Origin of the sequence: Streptomyces lacrimifluminis, assembly GCF_014646095.1 — a bacterium.
GTDB lineage: Bacteria > Actinomycetota > Actinomycetes > Streptomycetales > Streptomycetaceae > Streptomyces > Streptomyces lacrimifluminis.
Map to the genome: position 1 here is coordinate 1 of NZ_BMMU01000049.1, position 12,585 is coordinate 12,585.

At 71.3% G+C, this 12,585-nt stretch carries 10 protein-coding genes; 5 read left to right on the top strand and 5 right to left on the bottom strand.

Annotation, left to right across the window (positions count from 1 at the left end; all coding sequences use genetic code 11):
* The 3 genes from IEY89_RS37430 to IEY89_RS37440 form a co-directional block, all read right to left on the bottom strand.
* The coding region (locus IEY89_RS37430; RefSeq protein WP_308437485.1) for a biotin/lipoyl-containing protein at window positions 1-704 on the bottom strand (704 nt) is incomplete at its 3' end.
* A gap of 58 nt (window positions 705-762) precedes the next feature.
* Window positions 763-2,151: a dihydrolipoyl dehydrogenase gene (lpdA, locus tag IEY89_RS37435; RefSeq protein WP_189152000.1), complete on the bottom strand. Its 1,389-nt coding sequence runs from the start codon at window positions 2,149-2,151 to the stop codon at window positions 763-765.
* 367 nt (window positions 2,152-2,518) lie between these two features.
* A complete protein-coding gene (locus IEY89_RS37440; RefSeq protein ID WP_189152001.1) occupies window positions 2,519-4,039 on the bottom strand; it encodes a leucyl aminopeptidase in 1,521 nt (506 codons plus the stop codon).
* Between the two features lie 329 nt (window positions 4,040-4,368).
* Here IEY89_RS37440 and IEY89_RS37445 point away from each other — a divergent pair, with 329 nt between their 5' ends.
* The 4 genes from IEY89_RS37445 to IEY89_RS37460 all read left to right on the top strand — a co-directional run bounded on the left by IEY89_RS37445 (window position 4,369) and on the right by IEY89_RS37460 (window position 10,211).
* Window positions 4,369-6,405 carry a hypothetical protein gene (locus tag IEY89_RS37445; protein WP_189152002.1) on the top strand — a complete coding sequence of 679 codons (2,037 nt, stop codon included), beginning with the start codon at window positions 4,369-4,371 and terminating at the stop codon, window positions 6,403-6,405.
* 128 nt (window positions 6,406-6,533) lie between these two features.
* Window positions 6,534-8,057 carry a GT4 family glycosyltransferase PelF gene (pelF, locus tag IEY89_RS37450; RefSeq protein ID WP_189152003.1) on the top strand — a complete coding sequence of 508 codons (1,524 nt, stop codon included), beginning with the start codon at window positions 6,534-6,536 and terminating at the stop codon, window positions 8,055-8,057.
* Window positions 8,054-9,517: a hypothetical protein gene (locus IEY89_RS37455; protein ID WP_189152004.1), complete on the top strand. Its 1,464-nt coding sequence runs from the start codon at window positions 8,054-8,056 to the stop codon at window positions 9,515-9,517. Before pelF ends, IEY89_RS37455 begins: the two co-directional genes overlap by 4 nt.
* Window positions 9,518-9,560: 43 nt before the next feature.
* Window positions 9,561-10,211, top strand: coding sequence for a spherulation-specific family 4 protein (locus IEY89_RS37460; RefSeq protein ID WP_189152005.1), 651 nt, complete (start codon window positions 9,561-9,563; stop codon window positions 10,209-10,211).
* A 21-nt stretch (window positions 10,212-10,232) separates the two neighbouring features.
* Here the strand turns inward: IEY89_RS37460 and IEY89_RS37465 are convergent, their stop codons facing one another.
* Window positions 10,233-11,057 carry an adenosylcobinamide-GDP ribazoletransferase gene (locus tag IEY89_RS37465; RefSeq protein WP_189152024.1) on the bottom strand — a complete coding sequence of 275 codons (825 nt, stop codon included), beginning with the start codon at window positions 11,055-11,057 and terminating at the stop codon, window positions 10,233-10,235.
* Between the two features lie 106 nt (window positions 11,058-11,163).
* Here IEY89_RS37465 and IEY89_RS37470 point away from each other — a divergent pair, with 106 nt between their 5' ends.
* The gene (locus IEY89_RS37470) at window positions 11,164-11,928 is read left to right on the top strand and encodes a hypothetical protein (RefSeq protein WP_189152006.1); all 765 of its coding nucleotides are present in this window, start codon (window positions 11,164-11,166) and stop codon (window positions 11,926-11,928) included.
* Here the strand turns inward: IEY89_RS37470 and IEY89_RS37475 are convergent.
* Window positions 11,826-12,566 (bottom strand): hypothetical protein, encoded by a 741-nt coding sequence (locus IEY89_RS37475; RefSeq protein WP_189152007.1) that lies wholly within the window; start codon window positions 12,564-12,566, stop codon window positions 11,826-11,828. The genes IEY89_RS37470 and IEY89_RS37475 overlap by 103 nt on opposite strands.
* Window positions 12,567-12,585 lie beyond the last annotated feature (19 nt).

The following is a 12,585-nucleotide window of genomic DNA, read 5'->3' on the forward strand; positions in this document are numbered from 1 at the left end:
GCCGGAGCGGGGGCCGGGGCCGCGGCGGCGGGCGCCGGGGCCGGGGCAGCCGGAGCCGGGGCAGCCGCCGGAGCGGCACCCGGGGCGCCGATCACGGCCAGCTTGGCGCCGACCTCGGCGGTCTCGTCCTCGCCGACCACGATCTCCAGGAGCACACCGGAGACGGGTGCCGGGATCTCGGTGTCGACCTTGTCCGTGGAGACCTCCAGCAGCGGCTCGTCGGCCTCGACGCTGTCGCCGACCGACTTCAGCCAGCGGGTGACGGTGCCCTCGGTGACGGACTCGCCGAGCGCGGGCAGGACGACGTCCGTGCCCTCGGCGGAGCCGCCGCCGGTGGCGGCCTCAGCGGTGGGAGCCGGGGCCGGAGCCTCCTGCTCGGTGGAGGGCTGGGCCTGCGGCGCCGGCTCGGGGGCCGCAGGGGCCTCCTCCTCGGCGGCCGGGGCGGGGGCGGCAGCAGGCGCGCCGCTGCCGTCGTCGATGAGGGCCAGCTCTGCGCCGACCTCAACGGTCTCGTCCTCGGCGACCTTGATGGACGCCAGAACGCCGGAGACGGGCGAGGGGATCTCGGTGTCGACCTTGTCGGTCGACACCTCCAGCAGCGGCTCGTCGGCCTCGACGCGCTCGCCCTCGGCCTTCAGCCAGCGGGTGACAGTGCCCTCGGTGACGCTCTCACCGAGCGCCGGAAGGGTTACGGAAACCGCCATGGTTTCGGTTGCTCCTTACGAATTGCGGAAGTCTGTGTCGTCGTCCGTCGACCGAGGGTCAGTCGTGGGAGTGCAGCGGCTTGCCGGCCAGGGCCAGGTGGGCCTCGCCGAGCGCCTCGCTCTGCGTCGGGTGGGCGTGGATGAGCTGCGCGACCTCGGCGGGCAGCGCCTCCCAGTTGTAGATCAGCTGTGCTTCGCCGACCTGCTCGCCCATGCGGTCGCCGACCATGTGGACGCCGACCACGGCACCGTCCTTGACCTGGACGAGCTTGATCTCGCCCGCGGTCTTGAGGATCTTGCTCTTGCCGTTGCCCGCGAGGTTGTACTTCAGAGCGACGACCTTGTCCGCACCGTAGATCTCCTTGGCCTTGGCCTCGGTGATGCCCACGGAGGCGACCTCGGGGTGGCAGTACGTCACCCGGGGCACGCCGTCGTAGTCGATCGGAACGGCCTTCAGACCGGCCAGACGCTCCGCCACCAGGATGCCCTCGGCGAAGCCGACGTGCGCGAGCTGGAGCGTCGGGACCAGGTCACCGACGGCGGAGATCGTCGGGACGTTCGTCCGCATGTACTCGTCGACCAGGACGTAGCCGCGGTCCATCGCGACGCCCTGCTCCTCGTAGCCGAGGCCGGCCGAGACCGGGCCGCGGCCGACGGCGACGAGCAGCACCTCGGCCTCGAACTCCTTGCCGTCGGCAAGGGTGACCTTGACACCGCTCTCGGTGTACTCGGCCTTCGAGAAGAAGGTGCCCAGGTTGAACTTGATGCCGCGCTTGCGGAACGCGCGCTCAAGAAGCTTGGAGGAGTTCTCGTCCTCAAGGGGGGCCAGGTGCTTGAGGCCCTCGATGATCGTGACGTCCGTACCGAAGGACTTCCACGCGGAGGCGAACTCGACGCCGATGACGCCGCCGCCGAGGACGATCGCCGACTGCGGCACCCGGTCCAGGACGAGGGCGTGGTCCGAGGAGATGATCCGGTTGCCGTCGATCTCCAGACCCGGCAGCGACTTCGGCACGGAGCCGGTCGCCAGCAGGATGTGGCGGCCCTGGATCCGCTGCCCGTTCACATCGACGGAGGTGGGGGAGGAGAGCCGCCCCTCACCCTCGATGTAGGTGATCTTGCGGGAGGCGACGAGGCCCTGGAGTCCCTTGTACAGGCCCGAGATGACCTCGTCCTTGTACTTGTGGACCGCCGGGACGTCGATGCCCTCGAAGGTGGCCTTCACGCCGAACTGCTCGCTCTCGCGGGCCTGGTCGGCGATCTCGCCCGCGTGGAGCAGGGCCTTGGTGGGGATGCATCCCCGGTGCAGGCAGGTGCCGCCGACCTTGTCCTTCTCGATCAGGGCGACGTCAAGCCCCAGCTGAGCCCCGCGCAGCGCCGCGGCGTAACCGCCACTGCCACCGCCGAGAATCACTAGGTCGAAAACGGTGCTGGCGTCGTTCGCCACGTCACGTCCTCCATGCATTGCGCCGTACGCCGGTCGTCAGTGACCGGGCGGCGGCTGGTGTCCGGCCGCTCTTTCTTCGGCCCTGTGGTGGGGGCCCTATCCTGCCGAGCCCATCTTCGCACTTGTCGGGCGTGGAAGAGACGCCGGGCCTGTGTGAGAGACGCCCCACACTTGCCAGAACTTTTCAGAGGGGGACGCGGTGACCCACACAGGGGCGCGGGGCTGTGTCTGATGTGCGGCTCCGCCGCGTGGGCGCGACAAGCCACACAACGACCCGCACCCGCCAGACCACACCTGGTATCGAGCTATGAGGCGGAACGGGACCTCGGCACTACCCGCACGCGAGGTCCCGTCACTAAATGCACCCTCAGCCCAGGTCGCCGACGGCGGTCAATTCAGCCAGCCGCACCAACGTACGCACCGCCGTCCCGGTACCGCCCTTGGGCGTGTACCCGAAAGGCCCGCCCTCGTTGAACGCGGGCCCCGCGATGTCGAGGTGCGCCCAGGTGATCCCCTCACCCACGAACTCCCGCAGGAACAGTCCCGCGACCAGCCCGCCCCCGTACCGCTCGCCCATGTTGGCGATGTCGGCCGTAGGAGACTCCATCCCCTTCTTCAAGTGGTCCGGCAGCGGCATCGGCCACGCCGGCTCCCCGACCTCCTCCGCCGCCTCGTGCACCGCGGAGCGGAACGCGTCGTCGTTCGCCATGATCCCGTACGTCCGGTTGCCCAGCGCCAGCATCATCGCGCCGGTCAGCGTCGCCACGTCGACGATCGCGTCCGGCTTCTCGGCCGACGCGGCCCACAGGGCGTCGGCGAGGACGAGACGGCCCTCGGCGTCGGTGTTGAGGACCTCGACGGTCTTGCCGCTGTACATGCGCAGCACGTCACCGGGGCGGGTGGCGGAACCGGACGGCATGTTCTCGGCGAGCGCCAGCCAGCCGGTGACGTTGACCTCAAGGCCGAGCCGCGCGGCGGCGACGACCGCGGCGAAGACCGCCGCCGCACCGCTCATGTCGCACTTCATCGTCTCGTTGTGCCCGGCGGGCTTGAGCGAGATGCCGCCCGAGTCGTAGGTGATGCCCTTGCCGACGAAGGCGAGGTGCTTGCTCGCCGCCTCGTGCGTGTACGTCAGCTTCACCAGCCGGGGACCGGCGACGGAACCGATGCCGACCCCGAGGATGCCGCCGTAGCCGCCCTTCTCCAGCGCCTTCACGTCGAGCACCTGCACCTTGATGCCGTGCTCCTCGGCCGCGGCCTGCGCGACGGCGGCGAAGGCCTCCGGGTTGAGGTCGTTCGGCGGGGTGTTGATCAGGTCGCGGGCGCGGTTGAGCTCCTCGGACACCGCGGTGGCGCGGGCGACGGCCGCCTTGTACGCGGCGTCACGGGGCTTGCCGCCGAGCAGGGCGACCTCACCGAGCGGGGCCTTGCCGTTCTTGGCGTCCTTGCCGATCTCCTTGTACGCGTCGAAGGCGTACGCCCCGAGCAGCGCGCCCTCGCCGATCGCGCCGGCGTCGGCGGCGTCCTCGATGGGCAGGGCGAAGGCGGCCTTCTTGGCGCCGGCGAGGGTACGGGCGGCCACACCGGCGGCCCGGCGCAGCGACTCGGCGCCGAAGGTCTCGTCCTTCTCGGGCAGCGCGCCCAGGCCCACGGCCACGACGATGGGTGCCTTGAAGCCGGCCGGGGCGGGCAGTTTGGTCACCTCGCCCTCAGCGCCGGAGGCACCGAGGGTTCCCAGGACGTCGGCGAGCCTGCCGTCGTACGCCTTGTCCACGGCCTCGGCGCCCGGTGCGACGACGGGGCCCTTGCCGCCCTTGGCGACACCGACGACGATCGCGTCGGCCCGAAGGCCGGGCGCCGCGGCGGTGCTGAGAGTGAGTGCTGTCACGGTGGTGAATTCTCGCTTCCGTCTGAAAACTTCTGTGGCCGAGTGGAATGGGTCGACCGGGCCCGACAAGCGACACTGATCCGGCCTGGGGGCGGTCCGTACCGGGATGGGTACACCCTGCACGAGCCTACGCTCGGTGGCCGCGCTCGCACATTCTTGCGAGCGTTCACTTGGTGGTGGCGTCTTGGTCACGTCCCACCCTTCACTTCCGGTGACCTGAGTCACACTCGTCAGGTTCTGGTCAGCGGTTCTGTCACCGCTTATGCATCATTTCCACGGATCCCCTCGGAATTGACCCCTGAGGTGGACCGGTTGGGGGAGGGGCGAACATGGCGCAGATAGCGCCCAGATGGAGATTTTCCCGAGACACGGCCGCCGTCGTGACGGTTGCCGGACTGCTGGCACTGGGGCTGGGGGTGCCCGGCGCCGCAGCCGCCGCGGAGCCGCGCGTCGACCTGAGGGTGCTCGTCGTGGACAACGGCGACAGCCCGGTCGACGCCATCACGGCCGAACTGGCGGACACGGGCATCCCGTACACGACCGTCGACCTGAACGACGCGAACCGCCCGACGATCGACGCCGCGTTCCTGAGCGGCACGGTGAACGGCACACCCCGGGCCAAGTTCCAGGGCGTGGTGCTGCCCAACGAGGCACCGTTCGGGACGGGTTCCGCCGAGCAGACGGCCCTGGAGGCCTACGAGACGACGTACGGCATCCCCCAGGTCGACGCCTACACCTGGGCGCACCCGGAGGTCGGCCTCGACTACAGCTCCTACTCCGGCACGCTGGACGGACAGGCCGCCGCGGTCACCGACGCGGGGCGGTCGGGGTACTTCGGCTATCTCGACGGCCCGCTCACGTTCGAGGACAACTCGGCGTCCGTGCAGGAGAGCTACGGCTTCGTCGCCACGCCCCGGGCGGGCTTCACCAGCTACGTCGACACCGCCGTGCCCGGCGGGACCGGCCGCGGCAGCCTGATCGGCGAGTACGCGCACGACGGGCGCCGCGAACTCGTCGTGACCTTCGCGTACAACGAGTACCAGCAGCAGTTCCGGGTACTGGCCCGGGGCATCGTGGAATGGCTGACCGACGGAGTGCACCTGGGGCAGAGCCGCAACTCCTTCTCCGTGCACGTCGACGACGTCTTCGCGCCCGACAGCCGCTGGGACACCGAACGCAACTGCACCCCCGGCGACTTCGACTGCGTGGGCGGTGACGGCGAGGGCACCACGCCGATCCGGATGACGGCGGACGACGCGGTCCACGCCGCCCAGTGGCAGCAGAGCAGCGGCTTCACACTCGACATGGTCTACAACGCCGGTTCGGGAGAGGAGTGGAAGAGCGAGAACGGCGGCACGGACGCCCTCGCTGACCAACTCCTCGCGGACAAGGCCCGGTACAGGTGGGTGAACCACACCTACACCCACCAGTACCTCGGCTGTGTGCAGGACACCTCCACCGTGCCCTGGAGCTGCGCGAAGAACGCGGACGGCTCCACTCGGTACATGAGCCGCGCCGACATCTCGGCGGAGATCGCGAGCAACTACAACTGGGGCCTCGCCCAGGGTCTTGCGACCGACCGCGGTGAGCTGGTGACCGGTGAGCACTCGGGTCTGAAGACGCTCCCGCAGCAGCCCGCCGACAACCCGAACCTCGCGCGGGCCCTCGCCGACAACGGCATCCGGTGGACCGCCTCCGACAACTCCCGTGAGCCGCAGCAGCGTTCGGTGGGCAGCAGCACACTGACCGTGCCGCGCCACCCGATGAACGTGTACTACAACACGGGTACGAACGCAGAGATGGCCGACGAGTACAACTGGATCTACGCCTCGGCGGCCGACGGCGGCAGCGGCATCTGCGAGAACAACCCGACGTCCACCTGCCTCGACGAGCCCCTGGACACCGCCACCGGCTATCTGTCGTACATCGTCCCGCAGGAGGCGCGCACCGCACTCGGGCACGCCATCTCGGGCGACCCGCGTCCGCACTACGCGCACCAGTCCAACCTGGCCGAGGACCGCACCCTCTACCCGGTGCTGGACAGGGTCCTCGCCGACTACCGCGCGCTGTTCGCCGACAACACCCCGCTGGAGAACCCCCGCCAGAGCGCGATCGGCACCGAACTCGAGCGCCGCGCCGCCTGGAAGACCGCCGTCGCGAACGGCACCGTCACGGCGTACCGCGTCGGCAAGAAGGTCACGGTCACGGCCCCGTCCGGCACCAGGATCCCGTTCACCGCACCCACAGGCACGACCAAGCAACTCCTGCTGAGCACCACGACGTTCGGCACGCCCTACGCGGGCCGCCTCTCGGCCTGGACCACTCCGGAGCTGCTGCAGTCCGCAGTCAAGCTGAACCTGCCGTAGAGGCAACTGCCCCGAAGGGGCAGCGCCCGAGGGGCGCGGGGAACTGCGCGACCAGCCACGACGCACCCGCAGTCGGGGAAGGTCGCGCAGTCCCCCCACATCACCCGCATCCCAGGGAGAGCAACGCAGTGCTCCGCACAGGCCGTCACGTCACGATGCTCACCGAAGGCACCTACCCGCACGTCCACGGAGGGGTAAGCACCTGGTGCGACCAGCTGGTCAAGGGCATGCCGGAGGTCGACTTCCACATAGTCTCGCTCACCGGCAGCGGCCGTGAACCCGTCACCTGGGAGCTGCCGCCCAACGTCTACCGGCACACCTCCGTGCCGACGTGGGGACCGCGACCCGGTCGCGCGAGAGCGCCGCTGGGCCGGTCCCGTCGCCGTTTCATCGACTCCTACGAGCGCTTTCTGCTGTCCTTCCTGGACCCGGCGGCGCCCTGCGACTTCGGTGAGGCCCTCTACGAACTCGCCGAACTCGCCCGTGACGGACGCCTGTCGGCGGCCCTGCGCACCGAGTCGGCGCTGCGCTCGCTGATGTGGATATGGACGATGCCGCATCTGCCGACCGCCGAGGCCCGCCCGACGGTTCACGACGCCCTGACCGCAACAGACCTGCTGGAGCACGCACTTCGGCCGCTGGGCACCCGTATCCCCGAGGACTCCGTCGCCCACGCGGTCAGCAGCGGCCTCGCCACCCTGCCCGCGCTCGCCGCGCACCAGCTGGACGGTGTGCCGTTCCTCCTCACCGAGCACGGCATCTATCTGCGCGAGCGCTACCTCGGCTACCGCAGCGCCGAACAGCGCTGGCCCGTCAAGGCGTTCATGCTCGGCTTCTACCGCGCGCTGAACTCCCTCGGCTACCGCGAGGCCGACCTCATCACCCCCTGCAACCAGTACAACCGCCGCTGGGAGGAGCGCGGGGGCGCCGACAGCGACAAGATCCGCACGGTCTACAACGGCGTCGACCCGCACGCCTTCCCGCACGCCGGCCCCGAGCCCGAGGTCCCCACCCTCACCTGGTGCGGACGTGTCGACCCCATCAAGGACCTGGAGACACTGCTCCACGCCTACGCCATGGTCCGCGCCGAACTCCCGGAAACCAGGCTGCGGTTGTTCGGCCCGGTACCGGCGGGCGGCGAGGCCTACCAGACCCGCCTGGAGAAGCTCGCCGCCGAACTCGGCGTGACCGACGGGCTCACCTTCGAGGGCCGCATCACCGAGGTCTGGCGTGCCTACGCGGCCGGTCACATCGTCATGCTGTCGTCCATCTCCGAGGGCTTCCCGTTCTCCATCATCGAGGCGATGTCCTGCGGCCGTACGACGGTCTCGACGGACGTCGGCGGAGTCGGCGAGGCCGTCGGCGACACCGGCCTGGTGGTCCCGCCGCGCGAACCGGAGAAGATGGCCGCCGCCGCGCTGACCCTCCTCCGGGACGACGAACGGCGCCTGGAACTCGGCCGGTCGGCCCGCCAGCGAGTGATCGACCGCTTCACGCTCCGCCGATCCGTGGACGCCTTCCGGACGATCTACCAGGAACTCGCGGGCCGGCCCGAGGTGTACGAACCCACCCTGGAGACCGTCGCGGACTGGACCCTCGAACTGCGCGACCCCTGGTACGGGGCCGTCGCGACGGAAGGGGCCTCCTGGTGAGCGGAAGCATCTGGATGCCGCCCGGAGCGGGCCCCGCCACGCTCCCCGCCATTCCCCGTCAGCGCACCGCCCCCAGCTGGGCTGAGCCCGACCCGATAGACCAACTCGCGGCCCGGCTGGACGAGTTCATAGCCGCGGCCGTCCACCCGGACGAGATAGCCGCCCTTCTGGAGTCCGACGGCCTGTCGGACGACCAGATACGCGAGCGGTACGGCGTCAGGAACTCCTTCGCGCTCGCCGAGGAACTGTACGACCGGGTCGAGCGCCGCTATCCCGAACCCGAGGGCCCGGCCCACGACCCCTGGCAGACAGGCCTGCTGGGCTGCCTCCTGAGAGGTGTCGTCTTCGCCCTCCCCGGCCTCGGTTACGTCCTCGGGGCCCCGCTCCTGGCCGGCCCGCAGGGCGACCTGGGCCTCCCGGCCGGCACGATCCCGCTCCTCGCCGGCGCCCTGGTCGGCTGGACCTGGAACCAGGGCCTGGCCCACCGGGCCTACTCCTGGCTCAGCCTGGGCGACCGCCCGGCAGCCCGCCGCTCCCTCCTGCTGGGCGCCCCCGCCGGGGCACTCCTCGGCTCCCTGGTGGCCCTCTCGGCCGTCGGTACGGCCGGTATCGGCGCGGTCGCCTTCGCCGCAGGCCAGTCCTGCTACCTCGCCGCCGCCACCGCCCTCCTCGTCCTGGGCCGCGAACGCGCCCTCCTCGCCGCCTTGCTGCCGATGGCGGCGGGCGCGGTCCTGGCCATGATCCGACCCGTACCGGACGAGGCGAGAGCCATCCTGCTCCTGGGCTCCCTCATAGCTGTAGTGATCCTGGGCCTACTGGAAGTCACGCCTGGCAGCAGCCGACTCAAGGGGCGCGGGGAACTGCGCGACCAGCCACAACGAGCCCGCAGACGACCGACAACCACGGGCCCCCGACTCGCAGGCTCACTCCCGTACGCCCTGTTCGGCCTCGGCAGCGGCATCCTGGTCCTCTACGCGGCCCTGGGCGGAGCCCCCGCGGCCGTAGCGCTCACGCTGAGCATGGGCCCCGCCGAATGGCTCCTGCACCGCTTCCGCAGCGACAGCCTCGCCGGACTGCGCTCCACCAGCACCTCGAAGGACTTCTGGCGCACCACAGCCGCCACCCTCGTCAAGTGCCTCAGCGCCTACCTCGCCGCCCTCCTCGCCCTCAGCCTCGCCGTCTCGGCCCTCTGGCCGCACGCTCCAGGCGTAGGGGGCATCGGACTCGCCGGCCTGCTCCTCCTCGGCGTGGTCCTCTGGACGGGCCTGCTGCTCCAGTCCGCCGGCGCCGTTCTCAGCGCGGCCGTGATCTGCTGCGTCGCGGCCCTCGCCCAGACCCTGGCCCTGGCCACCCACGCGGGCGACCCGCACTGGGTGGGCCTGATCGTGTACGGGACGGCGGCCGGCGTCCAGGCGGCCCTGGTCAGCGGCTTGCTGGGCAGAGCGACCGCGCACCGCTGAGCCTCAGGATCCCCAGTCGAACGGAATGGACAAGAACCCCCACATGAGTCCGAGCAGTCTCCTGGTCCCGTACTACGAGCACCCGTCCGTCCGCCCCGCCGAATGGGAGGCGATCCTCGCCGCCGCGCCCGGCCTGTACGGGGTGGTCCTGAACCCGGCCAGCGGCCCCGGCGACCGCCCAGACCCGGCGTTCGCCGGGATCGCCGGCCGACTGCGCGCGGAGGGCGTACGAGTCCTCGGGTACGCCGACACCGACTACGCCCGCCGACCGGTCACCGCGGTCATCCGCGACCTGGTCCGCCACCACGAGTGGTACGGCGCGGACGGCGCCTTCCTCGACCAGGTCACCTCGGAACCGGACCGGCTCGACCACTACCGGCGCCTGGCGTCGGCGGCCTGGGGCACGGGCCTCCGCACCCTCGTCCTCAACCACGGCGTCCAGCCGCACCCCTCCTACGCCAGGATCGCCGACGTCCTGGTGACCTTCGAGGGCACCTGGGACACGTACCGCGCCGAGCGCCCCCACCCCCTGCGCACCCCGGGAACACGCCTGTGCCACCTCGTGTACGGCGTCCCACCGGAGGCCGACCTCGAAACGGAGGCCAGGACCCGGGGCGCCGACCTGCACTGTGCGGTGCCCGGCACCGGAGATCACCCCTGGGGCACGCTGCCCCACGCCGTGCCCGTGGACTGAGCGGCTGAGCGGCCCGATCCCTCAGCCCAGCGACAGCACGACCAGTGCCGTCGTCGCCGCCGTCTCCGCGAGACCGCCGAAGACATCGCCCGTCACCCCGCCGAACCGGCGCGTGCAGTGCTGCAGGAGGCGTTCGGCGGCGGCGCAGGCAACGATGACCGCGAAGGCGGTGCGGACGCTGTCGAACGCCCCGAAGAACGCGCCGAAGCCGGCCGCCGCGATCGTCACCAGGACCGCGACCAGCAGCGCCGAGCGCACAGGCACCGTTCCCGCGACCGCCGCCCCCAGCCCCTCGGGCCGGGCGGGCGGTACGCCGGTGCGGGCGGCCAGGGTGAGGGCCAGCCGGGCGGCGGTCGCAGAGACGACGGCGGCGAACGCCCCCCGGGCCCACGAGTCGCCGTACGCCTGAGCGAGCGCGGCCACCTGGGCCAGCAGCACGAACAGCAGGGCGAGCACACCGAACGGGCCGATGTCCGACTGCTTCATGACGCGCAGCGCTTCCTCGGCGGGCTTGCCGCTGCCCAGCCCGTCGGCGGTGTCCGCGAGACCGTCGAGATGCAGCCCCCGGGTGAGGACGGCGGGCACGGCGGCCGTGGCGACGGCGGCGAGCAGCGCACCGGCGCCCAGGAACAGAAGCAGCAGACCGACACCGGCGGCACACACGCCGACGACCAGACCGGCCACCGGCGCGCACAGCATGCCGCCACGCGCCGCGTCCCGGTCCCAGCGGGTCACCGGCACCGGCAGCACGGTCAGCGTGCCGAAGGCGAAGCGCAGCCCGCCGAGAGGGTCGAAGGGGGCGGAGGGCCCGGCAGGTTCCGTGGGCGGGGGCGTGGGCGGGGGCATGGACACCGGCGCAGAGTATCCGGCGGGGTGGTGGTGGCCCAGGGCGGGCAGTGAGTGGGCAGCGAGTGGGCGTCGCGAATGGTGCATACCTGGATAAAGTGCCCACATGGGTCATTGGCTGGAGCGGAACATCGTCGAGCCGGGCAAGCTGCCGCTGCTCCTGGCGCTCACCGCCTTCGTACTGACGTTTCTCATCACCCGGGTGGTCACCCGGATGATCCGCGCGGGCAAGGGGCCGTTCGGCAACGTCAAGGCGGGCGGGATGCACATCCATCACGTCGTCCCGGGCGTCGTCCTGACCGTCGTGGGCGGGTTCGGGGCCGTGGCCAGCGGACAGAGCGGGTTCGGCGCGGGTCTGTGCGCGGTGCTGTTCGGGATGGGCGCCGGCCTGGTGCTGGACGAGTTCGCGCTGATCCTGCACCTCGACGACGTCTACTGGACCGAGGCAGGCCGGAAGAGCGTCGAGGTGGTGGTGCTGACGGCGGCCCTGGTCGGCCTGGTCCTCCTGGGCTTCCTGCCGTTCGGGGTGAACGACCTCAGCGACGAGGACATCCAGAACCGGGGCGGCGCCATGCTGAGTGTCGGAGTCAACTTCTTCTTCTCCCTCCTCGCCCTGAGCAAGGGCAAGGCCCGCACGGCGATCTTCGGCGTGATCGTCCCCTTCGTCGCGCTCCTCGGCGCGCTCCGCCTGGCCCGCCCCGGCTCACTCTGGGCGAAGCGCTTCTACGGCCGCCGTCCGCGCGCCCGTTCCCGCTCCACCCTGCGCGCCTACCGACACGACCGCCGCTGGGCCGGCCCCCGGCGCCGCATCCAGGACCTGATCGGCGGCAAGCCCGACCCCGCCCCGGCCCGCACCCCCGTGAGCCGGTGACGCGTCGCCGAGACCCCGCACAGGACGAGTACGGCGACGATGGCGGCCAGATGCTCCTTGCCCGCGAGGTTGTCCTTCAGGATCACCTCCACCACCATCGCGACGATCACCGCACCGGCGGTCACGTACGCCCGGTAACGCCACCCCAGGAACACCGCGAGGCCCACCACGGCCGCAGACGGGCCGGTGTCCACCACCTGCGCGTCCGTGCCGGGCAGCCCCAGGAAGCCGGCCGGACCCACGGCGATGCCCACGCGCGCGTAGAGCGTGCCGGTGAGGGTGGCGACGTACGCGATGAGGAGGGTCCGCCACCGGCCGAGGCAGATCTCGGCGAGGCCGAAGACGATCAGGAGCTGCGCCAACGCGCCCCAGACCGGCAGGTCGGGGGCGGGCACGAAGAGGGAGAGCGGGGTGCGCAGGAGGGCGACCAGGAGAGGCTCCTCGGCGCGGACGGCACCGATGTCCTGGACGAACCGGTAGCCCCAGGACTGGTTCTGTGCGAAGTGGACGAGCGCGGTCAGACACACGACACCGAGCGTCATGGGCAGCGCCCGCCACCGCCGCCGGAGCAGGGGCCCGCGCACGGCGAGGTACAGCCGCCCCCATTCGGCGCGGGCCCAGGGGGCGACCGTACTCATCTCCCGGCCCTCATCCGTT